Origin of the sequence: Deinococcus gobiensis I-0, assembly GCF_000252445.1 — a bacterium.
GTDB classification, from domain to species: Bacteria; Deinococcota; Deinococci; order Deinococcales; family Deinococcaceae; genus Deinococcus; species Deinococcus gobiensis.
Map to the genome: position 1 here is coordinate 386,137 of NC_017805.1, position 14,275 is coordinate 400,411.

Annotated in this window: 14 protein-coding genes and 1 pseudogene; 3 read left to right on the forward strand and 12 right to left on the reverse strand. The window is 70.3% G+C overall.

The genetic code is table 11. The features are described from left to right. Window positions 1–56: 56 nt before the first annotated feature. From DGO_RS16685 to DGO_RS16735, 11 genes and pseudogenes are all read right to left on the reverse strand, one after another. Window positions 57–542, reverse strand: coding sequence for a GNAT family N-acetyltransferase (locus tag DGO_RS16685; protein ID WP_014695744.1), 486 nt, complete (start codon window positions 540–542; stop codon window positions 57–59). Then, a complete protein-coding gene (locus tag DGO_RS16690; RefSeq protein ID WP_145975447.1) occupies window positions 535–1,704 on the reverse strand; it encodes an ABC transporter substrate-binding protein in 1,170 nt (389 codons plus the stop codon). Before DGO_RS16690 ends, DGO_RS16685 begins: the two co-directional genes overlap by 8 nt. Before the next feature lie 40 nt (window positions 1,705–1,744). Continuing rightward, entirely contained in the window at window positions 1,745–1,987 is a 243-nt protein-coding gene (locus DGO_RS24830) for a phage tail protein (RefSeq protein WP_014695746.1), read from the reverse strand. A gap of 147 nt (window positions 1,988–2,134) precedes the next feature. After that, window positions 2,135–2,260: pseudogene (locus DGO_RS24835) on the reverse strand (phage tail protein); the annotation flags it as partial. Between the two features lie 92 nt (window positions 2,261–2,352). Continuing rightward, window positions 2,353–2,868, reverse strand: a complete 516-nt coding sequence (locus DGO_RS16705; protein WP_014695747.1) for a phage tail protein — start codon at window positions 2,866–2,868, stop codon at window positions 2,353–2,355. Between the two features lies 1 nt (window position 2,869). Further along, entirely contained in the window at window positions 2,870–3,379 is a 510-nt protein-coding gene (locus tag DGO_RS16710) for a phage tail protein (RefSeq protein ID WP_014695748.1), read from the reverse strand. 15 nt (window positions 3,380–3,394) lie between these two features. Beyond that, window positions 3,395–6,229: a beta strand repeat-containing protein gene (locus DGO_RS16715; protein WP_014695749.1), complete on the reverse strand. Its 2,835-nt coding sequence runs from the start codon at window positions 6,227–6,229 to the stop codon at window positions 3,395–3,397. A 14-nt stretch (window positions 6,230–6,243) separates the two neighbouring features. Further along, a complete protein-coding gene (locus DGO_RS16720) occupies window positions 6,244–7,281 on the reverse strand; it encodes a hypothetical protein (RefSeq protein ID WP_014695750.1) in 1,038 nt (345 codons plus the stop codon). Between the two features lie 44 nt (window positions 7,282–7,325). Then, window positions 7,326–7,517 carry a hypothetical protein gene (locus tag DGO_RS16725; RefSeq protein ID WP_014695751.1) on the reverse strand — a complete coding sequence of 64 codons (192 nt, stop codon included), beginning with the start codon at window positions 7,515–7,517 and terminating at the stop codon, window positions 7,326–7,328. A 401-nt stretch (window positions 7,518–7,918) separates the two neighbouring features. Continuing rightward, window positions 7,919–8,137 (reverse strand): hypothetical protein, encoded by a 219-nt coding sequence (locus DGO_RS16730; RefSeq protein WP_014695753.1) that lies wholly within the window; start codon window positions 8,135–8,137, stop codon window positions 7,919–7,921. 113 nt (window positions 8,138–8,250) lie between these two features. Next, window positions 8,251–9,165, reverse strand: a complete 915-nt coding sequence (locus tag DGO_RS16735) for a DMT family transporter (protein ID WP_043804217.1) — start codon at window positions 9,163–9,165, stop codon at window positions 8,251–8,253. A gap of 121 nt (window positions 9,166–9,286) precedes the next feature. Here DGO_RS16735 and DGO_RS16740 point away from each other — a divergent pair, with 121 nt between their 5' ends. Further along, window positions 9,287–10,066, forward strand: a complete 780-nt coding sequence (locus DGO_RS16740; RefSeq protein WP_014695755.1) for an AraC family transcriptional regulator — start codon at window positions 9,287–9,289, stop codon at window positions 10,064–10,066. On the opposite strand, the gene DGO_RS16745 is transcribed toward DGO_RS16740, so the two are convergent. Then, a complete protein-coding gene (locus tag DGO_RS16745; RefSeq protein ID WP_014695756.1) occupies window positions 10,034–10,645 on the reverse strand; it encodes a TetR/AcrR family transcriptional regulator in 612 nt (203 codons plus the stop codon). The genes DGO_RS16740 and DGO_RS16745 overlap by 33 nt on opposite strands. Before the next feature lie 104 nt (window positions 10,646–10,749). Here DGO_RS16745 and DGO_RS16750 point away from each other — a divergent pair, with 104 nt between their 5' ends. Both DGO_RS16750 and DGO_RS16755 read left to right on the forward strand, forming a co-directional pair. Beyond that, window positions 10,750–13,146, forward strand: coding sequence for a YhgE/Pip domain-containing protein (locus DGO_RS16750; RefSeq protein WP_014695757.1), 2,397 nt, complete (start codon window positions 10,750–10,752; stop codon window positions 13,144–13,146). A 115-nt stretch (window positions 13,147–13,261) separates the two neighbouring features. Continuing rightward, a complete protein-coding gene (locus tag DGO_RS16755; RefSeq protein WP_014695758.1) occupies window positions 13,262–14,173 on the forward strand; it encodes a hypothetical protein in 912 nt (303 codons plus the stop codon). The last annotated feature ends 102 nt before the right edge of the window (window positions 14,174–14,275 follow it).

Genomic DNA, 14,275 nt, shown 5'->3' on the forward strand with positions numbered 1-14,275 from the left:
TAGGTCAGTTGAGCGGACTTGTCAACATTCTGGGCTAGAGAAGCTGCCGGACGATCTCAGCCCGGCGCCTGCCCTGGTGCGGACCAGTGCAGGGTCAGGCGGACCTCGTCCTCGGCGGCCGGACCGAACCCGTGACGCCGGTATAGCCGGAGTGCGGGATTGTCTCTGGCGACCTGAAGCCGCACGCCCCGCCCCGCCGCCTGGGCGCGGTCCTGCACGGTCCGGATGGCTGCGCCGCCCAGGCCCTGTCCGCGCCAGTCCGGCAGGAGACTGATATCGACGAGGACGAGGTCGTCGCCCTGCTCCGCAGTCAGGAGCTGCCCGGCCGCCGTCTCACCCGCCACGACGATTTCCTGACGGGCCTGCGGATAGTTCGCGGCGTAACCCCGCTGCTGCGCCCGGTACTGCAAGTCCAGCAGCGTGGCCCTCACCGCTTCCGGCAACAGCCCGAGGTCCGGCCGGGTGGAGGCGTAGAGCGCCCGCAGGAACGCCGCGTCCTCCGGCTCCGCGCCGCGCAGGACCCAGGGCCGGGGATCAGCCATGCAGGAAGGTGGTCAGCCAGCCGCTGCGGGCCGCCTGCGTCTGCGCCACCACGCCGGGGTGGGTGGGTGCGGGCCGGTGCGGGTCCAGGGCCGCTCCCTGCCCGCCGCTGTGGAACAGTCCCGCGATCAGGTGGCCCTGCGCGTCGGGGGTCACCGGTCCCCGTGCTCCCGTGAACGTCTGGGCCGACATCGCGGCGAGGAGGGCCAGGGGAAGGCGCGGCGTGCCCGCTTCCAGCGCCCGGCTGAGCCAGGTGCCCGTATCGAAGCCCAGGGCGAAAAGGGCCTGGTTCCGTGGGGGCTGCCCGGCGGCCACGCTGAGCTGCCGAGGCGCGCCCAGGGCCCCCAGCACCCCCGGCGGCGTTCCGTTCCCTAGACCCAGGCCGCCGCTGCTGACCTCCAGTCCTGCCCGGCGGCACGCCGAGAGCAGGGCGGGCGCGCCCTCGCTGGCCAGGACATGCACGGCCTGAACGTCCTGCGCCCGCAGGGAGGCGACGACGCGCTGGGCCTCGGCGGGGCTGTCGGGCGCGTCCAGAAGTGTGGTGCCCCTGACCTGTCCTCCGGCACTCTGAAGCCCGGCCGTGAAGGCGTAGGGCAGGTCGTACCCGCTGTCGAGCAGCGAGAAGAGCAGGTGGACGCTCTTGCGGCCGCTGCGGCCCAGGTGGGCGCCGAGGGCCCACTCGGCTTCCCAGGCATGCAGCGAGGTCGTGAGGGTCAGGGGGTGGCGGTGAAGCGGGCGCGCCATCAGGACCCCGACCTCGGCGTTCAGGTGCAGCACGTTGCGCCCGGTCAGGACCGGCGTGAGCTGCTCGCTCAGGCCGTCGCCCAGCGACACCAGCACCTGCGGGGCACCCTCCAGCGCCTGTCGGGCGGCCGCCTGGGCCTGCCGCGGCATCGGGCCGGTGGAATGGAGCTCCAGGGCCACGCCGGGAGCCACGCATCCCTGCCGGAAGCCCTGCTCGAAGGCCTGCGCGAAGTGCGGACATCCGCTGCGGCTGGGCAGCAGGAGGGCGGCCCGCAGGGGAGCAGCGGGCGTGGGGGCCGCGAGGGCAGACCCGCCCCCAGCGAGAGCGGCCGGTCCCAGGACGGCCAGGGTCTTGAGGAGTCCCCGCCGGGTGGCCTGTGGAAGAGTGGAAGCGGCTGAAGGATCGGGGAGGTCTGACATTCAGGGGTCCTTGGAGGGGCGGAGCTGGAGGAGCGGCGGGTTATGAGCGCTGAGGGAAGATGCCCTGCGTCGCGATGATGAAGTTGATGACCTGATAGGGGGGCAAATTATTATGGGCCTGTGTCCCCCCCGCAGGGTCAATGGCCCCCGGAGCCATCGAACTCGTGGGCTGGGCCGTTCCGTAGGCCGCACCTTCGCTGCTGCGGGCCAGCACCTTGCCGGTCGGGGTGGTGCTTTCGCCCAGATCGGAGGCGGCCTTGACGGCATGCGTATGGCCTGCCATCTGCGTCTGACTCAGGGTGACCGAGGGGACGCCGCCCGTACTGCCCAGAGGATAGTTGGAAAGACCGGGTCCCTGTCCCTGCTGGACGGGTGTGCGGCCCCGGAGATCCGGCAAGCCGAACGTGGTTCTCCCATCGCCGCCGTAAGCCAAACCAAGCAACGAGAAGAGCGCTGGATTACTCCGAATATTAAGGAGACTGCCGTCACAGAAAGCCCATCCAAGCGGGGCATAATTTCCTGCGAATATCCGAATTTCACCGAGAAAGGGGTCCACAGTCAGCTCCTTTTTACTGAATTGGCTCTATCAAGAGTGAGGAGGGCACTCAGATGGCGCTCTCTGAAGTGCGTCTCCTCCATCTGACGTTTTTAGCTCTGGCTCGGATAAATGCCGTACAGCGAGATGATGAAATTCACGGCGAGGTAGGGCGACCGGTTTTCATGCGGCTGTCCCCCACCCGCCATCCCCAGGGCTTGACCCGCCAGGGACACGCCCGGGTTATCGTCCAGATACAGGGACGCGGGCGTGGTCTGCGCCAGCGTCGCACCCGTAGGGTTGGCGGTCGTGGCCGCCGACGCAGTGGCCTTGAGCGCATGCGTATGAGAGGGCATCTGTGACAGCAGGAGGGGGACACTCTCGCTCCCGGCAGCCTGTCCCAGAGGCGTGCTGACACCGGCCAGGCTTCCCTGATGGACGGGCCACCGGCCCCGGAGGTCCGGCACCTTGAAGGTGGTCTGCCCGTCTCCCCCATAGGTCGTTCCTATGAGCTGAAAGAGCACTCCATATTCACTGATGGACAGCGAACTGCCATTACACAGCTGCCAACCTTCCGGCGCGAAGTTGCCGCCGAACATCCGAATCTCACCGATGTAGGGATCGCTCATTTCAGGACCTCGAGGGATAGATGCCCACAAGGGCGATGATGTAGTTGATGACGAGGTAGGGGGGCATGTTCTGGTGCGGTTGCCCACTTCCGGACGGGCCGACGCTCGAAGAGGCGAGGGAGACGTCCGTTCCCGTGCCGTACAGCGCCCCGGCTGCCGGGGTGGCCAGCAGGTTGTTCGCCGGCCCCAGGGCGGTCGCCCCTCCCGCACTGCCCGTCAGCGCATGGGTGTGGGCGGGCATCTCCGCAGTGGTCAGGGCGTGCGCGGCCTCTCCGCCCGCCTGTCCCCAGGGGTAGTTCACTCCTCCTTGCTGCCCCATGCCCAGGGGAACGCGGGTCTGGAGATTGGGCAAGCCGAAGGTCGTGATCCCGTTTCCGCCGTAGGCCGTTCCCAGCAGGGAGAACAGGGCCTGGTTCTGGTTGACGGGGAGCAGCTGTCCATTGCACAGCGCCCAGCCCTTGGGGGGAAAGCCGAAGCCGGCCAGACGGATTTCACCGATGAAGTTGTCCATTGACGCTCCTTACATTCAGGGAAGGCTCGGTTCCGTGCAGGTGCCGGCAACCGGATTGAGGGTCGCCGCCGGATTGCGGATGCGGGTCGTCGCCCCGTTGTTGCGGGAGGCGATGGTGTTCGTGGTTCCCGTCGCCCCAGTCCCGCTCAGTCCCGTCAGGGTGAAGGTCGTCCCCGCACGCTGCCGCACCACCACCGCACTCTGCGCGCCGTTCGTCCCTCCGTTCTGGGCACTGATCGTATTGCCCGTCAGGTTGGCGCACAGCTGGTCCGTTTCGGCGGCGTCTATCCCCACCGTGAGGCCGACCCCCTCGAGCGCTTCGCTCGCCGCCGCGCTGGGGGTCGAGACGGTGTTGTTCCGCAGCGTCAGGTCCAGGCGGGCGCTTCCCGTGTCCGTCTCGGTGAGTTGTCCGGCACGCAATTCCATCCCGTAGGTGTTGAAGCTGCTGACCGTGTTGTTCTCCAGCAGGAACTGCCCCCGGCTGTTTCCGTTCGCCACGATGCTGAATCCGCTGCCCCCACCCGCATACGTGTTGCCGATGGCGACGGTGTTGCCCCGGAAGACCCCCCGGTCGACACTGTTCGCGGTCGCCGTGCGTCCGGCGGTGTAGACGATCCCGCCCGTGCCCGACGTGTTGCTCACCGAGTTGCGTTCGAGCAGGAAGCTGTTGGCCCCGGTGCCCCTGGACTCCAGGGAGACGGCCCGGCCGGTATTGTTGGTGAAGGCGCTGTCGCTCACCGTCAGGCCCAGACGGCCCGTATCGGTGGTCACCGTGCTGAACAGCAGGCCGCTCAGCGAGTTCTGGGCCTGGACGCGGGCGAGGCCCAGGGTCAGGTCGGCGTTGCCCGGGCGGATTCTGTAGCCCACGCCGTTCGTCCCGGTCGCCTGCACCGTGCCTCCGGTCCCGGCGCTGCCAGTCCCCAGGACGCTCAGGCTCCCGCCGACACTGCTGAGGTCTACGCCTGCGCCCGCCGTCGCCGGATTGGTGGCGTCCAGACGGATGGCCGTCGCGTCGAGCGTGCCGGTCGTCAGGTTCAGGGCGGGGCCGGCCGTCGCCGTGACGCTGCCCAGGGTCGCGCTCAGCTTCCCGAAGTTCGTCCCGACGATGCCGCCCGAGGTCCCGCCGACATTCAGCCCCCGGACCGTGTTGCCGTTCGCCAGGGTCAGGCCCACGCCGTCGAAGTTGCCGATGCTGGCGGGTGCCGCGCCGGCGGGCAGCACGCTGACTGCGCCGACCTTCAGTTCGCTGCCCTCACCGATCAGGGTCTGGTTGTCCTTCAGGACGAAGCCGGCATTCTGGCCGCTCGTCGTGCCATTGCCCCGGAACACGTAGATGGTGTCCGCCGCCGCCGAGGCCGACTGCGCCGCCGCGAGGGTCTGGAAGGGGGTGGTCTGACGGCCGTCGCCCGCCCCGTTCGCCGCGTTGTTCACGTACCAGACCCGCTGGTTGATCCCCACGGGGGCAGTCTGCGTGGGGCTGGTGCAGCCCGCGCCGTCGCTGACGGTGTAGTTCAGGCTGTCCGAGATCGCCGTGCTGCCGACGCCGTCGCCCGGCTTCGAGATGAAGGTGTAGCTTCCGTCGCTCGCCACGGTCGCCGTGCCGCCGCGCGCCGTGCCCGTCCCGGCGAAGGTCAGGGTGGACGGGGAGTAGACGGAATAGAAGCGGCTCAGGCCCTGCGCCGCCGGAACGCTCAGGAGCGTGTTGCCGATCGCGCTGGAGGCGGTGGGCGGCGTACTCAGGGCGACATTGCCGCCGATATGCGCGGTGCGGCCCGTGTTGCCGGCGGTCGTGGCCGAACCGACGAACAGGGTGTTGGCCCCCGACAGGGCGGTGCCGCAGAGGGTGGCGATCTGGGTGCCTGCGCCCAGGGCGGCGGCGCGGGCCTGCACGCTGCCCCCCACCGCCTGCTCCTCGGTACTCTGCGTGACGCGGGTCACGGGATCGTCCACGACCGCGAAGGTCACCATCACCGAGAAGGGATCGGCCGCCGCGTCGGCCTGAAGCGGGAATTTCAGGGCCAGGGTGACGACCCCGTCGTACTGCCCGGCGGCCGGGTTGGCCGCCAGGGCGCGGCTGGAGGTCTGGGTGCGGTTGCGGACCACGAAGCCGAACGGAAACACGCGGGTCGTCCCGGCCACGTTGCCCAGGGCGGCCACCTCGCCCTCGGTGAACACCTGGAGGTCCTGCGCGCCGGCCAGGGGCACGGGGGCGTCGGTGGTCCGGTCGTAGGTCATGCCGGGGGTGGGCAGGATGGTGGCGGCGACGGCCGGATCGGCGGCCGTACCGTCGAAGCGCAGAAGCTGGCTGTAGGGCGTCTGCGCGATGGTGCCGGAGGTGCTCGCGCCCAGCAGGGTCAGGTTCTGGCGCGCCGTGCCGAAGGGGGTGCCCGCCGACGAGGCGTTGCGGACCCGGAAGGTCACGGAGACGTAGCGCGCCCCGCCCGCACCGCGCTGCCCCACGGTGAAGGACCCGGTGGAGACCACTTCGGCCTGAACGGAGTCGAGGTTGGTCAGGGCCTGCGCGCCCAGGCTGGCGGGGGGCTGCACGCTGGCGGTGACGCTTCCGTCGTCGTTCAGTCCACTGAGCTTGATGTTCAGCAGGCCCAGGGCCTGAAGGGGCTGGCGCTGCTCGGCCGGCGCCGGCTCGGCCGGGGAGGTCGGCGCCGTGCCGGTCGGCGGAGCGGAGGTGGAGGTGCTGGGGGCCGCGGCGGCGGGCGTGGCGGCGGGGGGCTGGGGAGCGGAGCAGGCGGCCAGAAGGACGGCCGGCAGCAGGAAACCCAGACCCGCAGGGAAGCTCCGGGACAGCGGGCGTGCCCCCGGACGGCGGGTCGGACGAAGATCGTCACTCATGTCGTTCTCCTCGGTTAGGGGCAGCTGTTGACGAGATAGGTCGCCCCGGCGTCGCCGATGGCGCCGGCGGTGCGCACCTGGCAGACCCGGCGGACCGACGTGCCGGTCGGCCCCGCGCTGAGGGTGCTGCCGGGCAGGACATTGAGGATGCTGGCCCCCACGGCCCCGGCGCGTGTGCCGACGGCCGCGTTGTCGAGGGGCTGTTCTTCCAGCGACTGCGTGACGGCCGTGACGCTGTCCTCAATCACCAGAAAGCTCATGCGGAAGGCCCAGGGGTCCTGAGAAGGCGCCGCCTGGAGCGGGACCTTGACCGAGAGGGTGACCCGGCCGCTGTAGACGCCCGCCGCCGGACTGGCCGGGAGCGTGCGGCTGCCGCCGGGCGTATGGACGACGAAGCCGTAGGGCAGGACGGTGGTCACGCCCAGGGCCGCGTAGGAGGTGGGTGCGCCGTTCCGGGAGAAGTTGGCCGGCAGCACGTCATTTTCCGTGTAGACCTGAAGGTCCTCGCCGCCCGGCGACAGGACGGGCCGGCCCCCGAGCGGGTCGTAACGCATGGCATGGGTCGGCAGCATGGTCTTGGCGACCGAGGAGGCGACCGCCGAGCCGCCGAAAGTCGTCACGGCGCGGAAGGCGGTCGTGCCCAGGCTGTCGGCCACCGGTACGGCGAGCAGCGTGAGGTTCTTGCGGCTGCGGGCGACCGGCACGTTCTGCTGATCGGCATTGCGCACCCGGAAGGTGGCCGTGACATACCGCGTCCCCCCAGCTCCCCGTGTGCCCGTATTGAACACGCTGACGCTCAGGGGATCGAACTGGAGGCTGTCAGCCTGATCCGCCAGGGCGAGGCTGCCCAGGGCCCCCTGGCCGGAGAGGGCCGTCAGCCGGGCCACCGGTGACACGCCCTGCTGACCCCCGCCGAGCCCGGAGACGCTCAGTTCGACAAGCCCGACCGACTGGAGCCCGAGTCCCGGAGCCTGCGCGGTGGGGGTAGACGCACAACTGCCGAGCAGCGCCGTGAGGGCGAGACCGGCGAGACGAAAAGCGTTGCGGAACATGCGGCCTCCTGGAGAGGTGAGAGGGACCGGTGCAGGAAACCGATTTACCATTCCACTTTCTTGAAGAAGCTGTCGGGCGTGTTGAACGCGTTGTTGCCTGGGCCACCGGGAAGACTGATGACCAGGGTGACGGCCTGCCACTTGCCGAGGTCCTTGACCTGGGGGGCCTGATACTCGGGTTGCGTACCGGACGAGAGGCTGCGTACAGATTCGGCGGACGGGTGGTGCTGGGTCATGGGACTCCTGAGCAAAAAGGACGAGGCCGAACAATGGAGGTCCACGGCGTACTTCGACGTGAAACTTCTTATGGCTGAAATAATCAAGCCTTCACCTCAATCTAATTCATAACCGTTATCTATGCGTTACTTTTTAAAAATTTCACAGTCTGGTTATATGACCTGATTGTTATTGATGACCGCGAGACTAATCACTGGGTTCTGGAAAATGCGGAAATCCATTCCGTCTCATCGAAACAGGGTCTGAACAGAACTTTTCACTCGGTCCACATGAATGCTGGTGACCTGGTGTAGATACAGGCCCAGAAAAACGCCGCAGCCCTTCAGAATTTGAGGGCTGCGGCTTTTGCCACGTGGTGGAAAGGGAAGCGCTGGAAGGGTGGAGAAAGGGAGGCCTGGGCTCAGGCTGCCCGCCACGCCAGCAGCCAGCCCTCACCGCCCCGGCGGCTCGCCCGGACCTGACGGCCATCGGGGAGGGCCCAGATCTCGACCTCTTCCAACGTCTGCCAGAACCAGCGGGCCGGTTTCGTATAGCAGTCCACCCGTTGCACTTCGGTACTTTCTGCCGTGCCGGGCAGGTTGAGCTGTCCTTTCAGTCGGGTCCAGCGGTTCAGTTTCATGAATCCAGTATGAAGGCTCCGCGTTATCTCTTTGTTAATTCTGGTCACTTCTGCGAGCAGAAAGCGACGAGTTATGGTAGTTGAAATACCCCCATCTGGGGGGACAAAGCCAGTCAGAGGGCGGACAGACGCTGTGTGCTTCGGCGAGACTGCGCCAAGACGGCTCCCCCCAGGATCAGCGCGCCGCCGGCAATCTGTGACGGTCCTAGGGGCTCGCCCAGCAGCAGCGCCGCGAACAGCAGCGCCCACAGGGGGTCGGTGGTGGTCAGCAGGCTGGCGCGCGCCGCCCCCAGCCGCTGCACCGCACTGAACAGTGCCGGCATAGAGATCAGGGTGGGCACGATCAGCATGCCCAGGATCAGGCCCCAGTGGCCCAGCTCCTGCGGCACGGCCAGGGTGCCGCCCAGCATGCCGACGGCCGCGAAGGTCAGGGCCGACACCAGCGTGACGTGCGTGGTCACGGCCAGAGGAGCGCTGCCCGCCGCCAGACGGCCGCTGAGAAACAGATACGCCCCGTACAGCCCCCCGGAGAGCGCCCCCAGGCCCAGGCCCGGCAGGTCGCGGTCGGCGGCGCCCGGCACCCCTACGACCACACCCAGCCCCAGGACGCTGCACAGCAGGGCCCCGAGCTGCGCACGCGAAGGCCGCGTTCCGGTCAGAGCGCCGTACAGCACCACGAAGGCCGGCGCGACGTACACCAGCAGCGCCGCCGTACCTGCCGAGATGCGCGCCAGGGAGGCGAAATAGGCCACCGTGGACCCCGCGTACACCGCGCCGAGCAGCAGCAGTCGCGCGCGTTCGCGCGGCGGGACGCGGCCCTGCCCGAGAGCGGCGAGCAGCAGGGCGGTGAGCCCGAAGCGCCAGCTCAGCAGGGTGGGGGTGCTCAGGTGCGAGGCGGTCGCCAGCTTGCCCCACAGCCCCAGCGTGCCGGAGGTCGCCGCCGAGAGCAGCGCCAGCCCGATGCCCGGCAGGTCGGCGCGCAGGGAAGGGGAGGAGGGAACAGACGGATGTTCGGCGGCCTTCAACACATGCACAGCCTAGGAGGCCGGCCCACGCCTCGTCTTGCACGAAAGGCCCCGCGAACCTGCGGAAAACGGCACATTCGCCTGAGGACCGGTACGCGGCCAAGCCGCATGTCACAGTGGAGGCATGGACGACCCGCGCGGATGGCTGCGGCCCGGCCCGGCCGGTGACTGGCTGGTCGAAACCCTGTTCGACGCCGTGCCGGACCTCAACTTCTTCGTCAAGGACCGGCGGGGTCGCTACGTGAGCGTGAACGAGGCCCTGCGGCGGCGCAGCGGAGCCCAGCACAAGCGCGACCTCATCGGACGTACGGCGGCGGAGGTCTTTACCGGTGAGGCGGGCGAGCGCTTCAGCGGTCAGGACGAGCGGACCCTGCGCGACGGGGCGGAGTTGCGCGACGTGCTGGAACTGTATTTCGGGGCTGAGGGCGAACCGGTCTGGTGCCTGACCTCCAAGTGGCCGCTGCGCGACGCCTCGGGGGCGGTGGTGGGCCTGGTCGGGGTATCGCGCGATGTACCCGCGCCGGGCGACCGCGCCGGCGACCAGACCGGCGACTTCGCGCGGGTGGCCGAGGCCCTGGCCTACATGGGGCGCTGCTACGACCGCCCGCTGCGCATGCCCGAGGTCGCCGCGCGCGCCGGGCTTTCGGAGGACAGCCTGGGCCGCCTGGTGCGGCGGGTGTGTCACGTCACGCCCAAACAGTTTCTGCTGCGGGTACGGCTCGACGCGGCGACCCGGCTGCTGCGCGACCCGGCCCTGTCGGTGGCCCAGGTGGCCCATGCCTGCGGCTACAGCGACCACAGCGCCTTTACCCGGACCTTCCGGGCGGTGACGGGCCTGAGCCCTCAGGCCTACCGGCAGCGCATGGGGCCCTCAGGAGACGGAAATACCGGCGTCCTGACCTGAACTGCCGTGGCCCGCGACCGCCGCCACGCCGCCCAGGATGAACCTCTCCAGTACCTGCGCCCGCGTCTCGGGGTCCGCGCCTCCGGCGGTGACCTGTTCGTAGGCGGCGCTGCTCAGCAGGTCCAGCACGAGAGAAATGAGCAGCGGCTGCTCGCGTCCCGGGCCCATGCGGCGGCGCTGAAGCTCGCGCAGTTCCAGCCGCGACTCGATGGCCGCCAGAAAACGCCGTCGCCGCTCGCGGAACAGCGGCCCGCCGCCGCTGCCCAGCAGCAGCAGCAGCTCGCGCTCCTCGAGCAGGGCCAGGAAGAGCCGCCCGAAGGACAGCTCCGACTCGTCGGTGAGCAGGGGTTCGAGCCGCGCGGGCAAGTCCTGGAGCCGGTCGTCGAGCAGCGCCCCGAGCATCTCCTCGGTCGAGGCGAAATAGGCGTAGACGGTGGGGCGCGAGGTCTGGAGCGCCGTCGCCACGTCGGCCATGCCCACGGCCTCGAACCCGCGCTCGACGAACAGCGCCGCCGCCGCCGCGAGAATCTGCTCGCGCCGGTCCTCGGCCTTGAGACGGCGGGCGGCAGAACTGGACATGAAGCGGAGTCTAGCACAAACTGACAAAACGTCACTTGACACTCTGTCACTATTGGCGGATACTGACCGTGTTGCTGACAAGGTGTCAGCTTGAGGAGGGCAGGATGGGATTTCGGGAAGATTTCAAGCGGTTGACCCCCGCCGAGCGCAGCCTGTGGCGTCACCCCATGATGTGGGTGTCGGCGGCGGCCATCGCGGCGGTACCCCTGCTGTACGTGACCATCTACCTGGGCAGTTCGCTCGATCCCTACGGCAACCTCAACCAGTTGCCGGTGGCGCTGGTCAACCTCGACCAGGGCGCGGTCCGCCAGGGCAAGACCTACGACCTGGGGGCCGATACGCTGCGCGAACTGCGCCGGGACGCGGCCTTCGACTACACGGTCTTCCGGACCGAGGCCGAGGCCCAGCAGGCGGTGCGCTCGGGGCAGGCCTATTTCTCGCTCACCATTCCGCCCGAGTTCAGCCGCCAGGCCGTGGCGGGCGACAGCAGCCAGCACGGCCTGCTGAAGTTCTATGTCTCGCAGGGCAGCAGTTATTTCGCCAGCCGGGTGGCCTCCAGCTTCTCCACGACCCTGAGTGAGCGCCTCAACCGCACGCTGGGCGAGAACCGCTGGGAGGTCGTGCAGGAGTCGCTGGCCCGCTCCGAAAAGAGCCTGGCGGACCTGCGCGCCGCCACGACCAAACTGCGCGACGGCGCGCAGAGCCTGAGTGGCGGCGCGCAGAAACTCGCGGCGGGGGCCACGCGCCTGGACGACGGAACCCGGCTGGCCAGCAGCGGCGCGGCGCAGCTCGCGGCGGGGGCAGGCACGCTGTCGGACGGGGTCAAGTCCCTGACCGGGGGCACGGCCCGGCTGGCCGGTGGCCTGCGCCAGCTCGAAGCGGCCGCGCCCGGCGCGGCGCAACTCGCGCCGCTGCGCCAGGGGGCGACCCAGGTCGCGCAGGGGGCCGGGGCGCTGTCAGGTGGCCTGAACGACCTGGCCCAGGGCGCCGGAAAGCTGGCGACCGGGACCGGAGCGGCCAGCAGCGGCGCGGCCAAACTGAGTGGGGGGACGGCGCAGCTCGCCGCCCAGCTGCCCCGGCTGTCGCAGGGGCTGGGGCAACTCGCGCAGGGCGCGGACCAGCTCTCGCAGGGCGCGGCGGCCTCCGGGAAGGGCGCGCAGGAGCTGGCGACCGGCGCAGGCACCCTGGGCACGCAGCTCGGCGCGCTGGCGCAGGCCGCGCCCGCCCCACTGAAGTCGGGAGCCACTGCCGCCGCCGGGGCCGCCACGCAGCTCGCGCAGGGGGCGACGGCGCTGGCCGCAGGCAGTGCCCAGCTCACGCAGGGCGCGGCCACGCTGGCGACCCGTAGCCGTGAGGCGGCGCAGGGCGCGGCCGCCGCGGCCAGCGGCGCGGCCAGCCTGAAGACGGGCAGTGCCCAGCTCGCGGCCGGCACGGCCCAGGCGGCGCAGGGCGCTTCGGCACTGGCCGCCGGAAGCAAGAAGGCGGCGGCCAGCGCGCAGACCCTGGCCGGCGGCGCGGCCCAGGTCGGACGCGGTGTGGAGACGCTCGCCCAGGGCAACCTGAAGATCAAGAAGGCCCTGGGAGACATCACCACGCAGTTGCCGAAGGACGCCGACCTCCAGCGCCTTTCCAGCGGCGCGGCCACCCTGGCGGCCCGCTCGGGCGACCTGTCCGGCGGCCTGAAGACGCTCGCGCAGGGCAGCGGCGATCTGCGCGAGGGGGCCGCCAGTCTCCAGAGCGGCGCGCGGCAGCTGTCGGCGGGCCTCTCGGAACTCTCGGCGCGGCTGCCTGCCCAACCCGACCGTCTGGGCGGCGACCCGGCCGGCCTGAGCGCCAGCGTGCTGCCGGTCACGCAGACCTTCGCCCCGGTCGCCAACAACGGCGCAGGCTTCGCGCCCTATTTCCTGGCGCTGAGCCTGTGGGTCGGGGTCACGCTGACCACCTTCATCTTCCCGTACCAGCAGCTCGCGCGCAGCGGCCGGGGCACCTCGCAGTGGGCGCGCGCGCTGCGCAAGGCGGCCGTGCCCGCGCTGCTGGTGTGCGTGCAGGCGCTGCTGGTCGTGGCGGGGGTCCACGCGCTGGGCGTCGAATTCGTGCATCCGGCGCAGGTGGTCGTGACGGCGCTCGCCTCCAGCCTGACCTTCCTGGCCCTGGTGCTGGCGCTGGTGTTCCTGTTCGGCGCGGCGGGCCGCCTCGTGGCGCTGGTGCTGCTCGTCGTGCAGCTCGCGGCCTCGGGCGGCAGCTACCCGGTCGAACTCGCGCCGGACATCTTCCGCGCGCTGCACGGCTGGCTGCCGGTCACGCAGAGCGTAGGGGCCTTCCGGCACGCCATCACGGGGGCCTACCAGGGCCAGTATCCGGCGCTGATGCTCTCGCTGGCCGGCATGTTCGCCGTGAGCGTGGCGCTGTGGCTGCTGGGCCGTCGCCGCTGGGAATTCGTGCCCGACGAACACTTCCGGCCGCTGATCTCCTCGCCGCTGGCTGCGGGCACGGACGACTGAACATCACCTGGCACTGGGGGGCCGGAGGCGTCGCCTTCCGGCCCCTTTGCCGTGTGGGCCGATGGTGGCGCAGCATCCCACATTTTTATTCTGTTTAGGGCAGAATAGGAGGCGTATGGCACGAGTGAAGACGAAAGACGACGCGGCCCCCCAGGCCCGCCCCGCCCCCCACGCTGCGGCCGAACCCGAGACGGAGCTGACCGGCAACGGCGCACTCGCGGCTTTCGACGCCCTGACGGCGACGGCGGGTGTGGACAGCCGCGCGGTCGCCCTCGCACAGAGCGGGGCCGATACCGGCACCCTGGAAGCGGCCCTGACCGGGGCGCTGCGCGCGGCCCACGACCGCTGGGGCCTGGGCCTGCACCACCTGCGTCACGACGCCCGGCAGACCGACAGCGGCGACGTGGCCCTGCTGGTGGACGGGCGCGAGGTGGCGCGGGTCGGCGAGGGCTACGCGGCGATCGCGCAGGCCTACGCCCCGATGGGCGCCGCCGACGAACGTGGCCTGAGCCTGTGGGGCGTGCTGGGCGAGGGCCACCGCGTGGCCGCCGACGCTCCTTTCGCGGTCCTGAAGGTCCTGATCGAGGAGGCGCGCGACTTCGAGACGCACTGGACGGCGCAGCGCGGCGGGGCCTTCTCGCGGGTGTGGCGCCGGGGCGAGGCGCTGCACGTCGAGGTGGCCCGTCCCGCCTCGGCCGAGGAAGCCCTGGCCGACGCCGCCTGGGACGTGATCACGAGCATCAAGGACCGGGCCTTTCAGCGCGAACTGATGCGCCGCAGCGAGGAAGCCGGCATGCTCGGCGCGCTGCTGGCCGCGCGGCACGCCGGGGCGTCGTCGAACCTCGCCCGCCTGCCCGAGGCGCAGTTCGCCGTGCAGGCCGTCGTGCGCCGCCTGACCGGGGCTGAGGCCCGCAGCGCCGAGGGCTACCGTAACGAGCTGCGCGCCGCCGCCGCCGAGCTCGACGATCTCCAGGTCGCCGCGACCCGGCAGCTTTCCGAGGTGCTCCGTCACGGCCTGACGCGCTGAGCTGAGGGCGGAATGTGGCGCGGCCGGGGACCTGCCCGGCCGCGCCGCTGTCAGGAACAGCGGCCAAGCAGTGGAGAGCCGGGGGGCACACGACGCCGAGAT

Bases quoted from the DNA above. Each gene is read 5' to 3' on its own strand.
- DGO_RS16685 (WP_014695744.1), bottom strand. From the start codon at position 542: ATGGCTGATCCCCGGCCCTGGGTCCTGCGCGGCGCGGAGCCGGAGGAC.
- DGO_RS16690 (WP_145975447.1), bottom strand. From the start codon at position 1,704: ATGTCAGACCTCCCCGATCCTTCAGCCGCTTCCACTCTTCCACAGGCC.
- DGO_RS24830 (WP_014695746.1), bottom strand. From the start codon at position 1,987: ATGGCAGGCCATACGCATGCCGTCAAGGCCGCCTCCGATCTGGGCGAA.
- DGO_RS16705 (WP_014695747.1), bottom strand. From the start codon at position 2,868: ATGAGCGATCCCTACATCGGTGAGATTCGGATGTTCGGCGGCAACTTC.
- DGO_RS16710 (WP_014695748.1), bottom strand. From the start codon at position 3,379: ATGGACAACTTCATCGGTGAAATCCGTCTGGCCGGCTTCGGCTTTCCC.
- DGO_RS16715 (WP_014695749.1), bottom strand. From the start codon at position 6,229: ATGAGTGACGATCTTCGTCCGACCCGCCGTCCGGGGGCACGCCCGCTG.
- DGO_RS16720 (WP_014695750.1), bottom strand. From the start codon at position 7,281: ATGTTCCGCAACGCTTTTCGTCTCGCCGGTCTCGCCCTCACGGCGCTG.
- DGO_RS16725 (WP_014695751.1), bottom strand. From the start codon at position 7,517: ATGACCCAGCACCACCCGTCCGCCGAATCTGTACGCAGCCTCTCGTCC.
- DGO_RS16730 (WP_014695753.1), bottom strand. From the start codon at position 8,137: ATGAAACTGAACCGCTGGACCCGACTGAAAGGACAGCTCAACCTGCCC.
- DGO_RS16740 (WP_014695755.1), top strand. From the start codon at position 9,287: ATGGACGACCCGCGCGGATGGCTGCGGCCCGGCCCGGCCGGTGACTGG.
- DGO_RS16745 (WP_014695756.1), bottom strand. From the start codon at position 10,645: ATGTCCAGTTCTGCCGCCCGCCGTCTCAAGGCCGAGGACCGGCGCGAG.
- DGO_RS16750 (WP_014695757.1), top strand. From the start codon at position 10,750: ATGGGATTTCGGGAAGATTTCAAGCGGTTGACCCCCGCCGAGCGCAGC.
- DGO_RS16755 (WP_014695758.1), top strand. From the start codon at position 13,262: ATGGCACGAGTGAAGACGAAAGACGACGCGGCCCCCCAGGCCCGCCCC.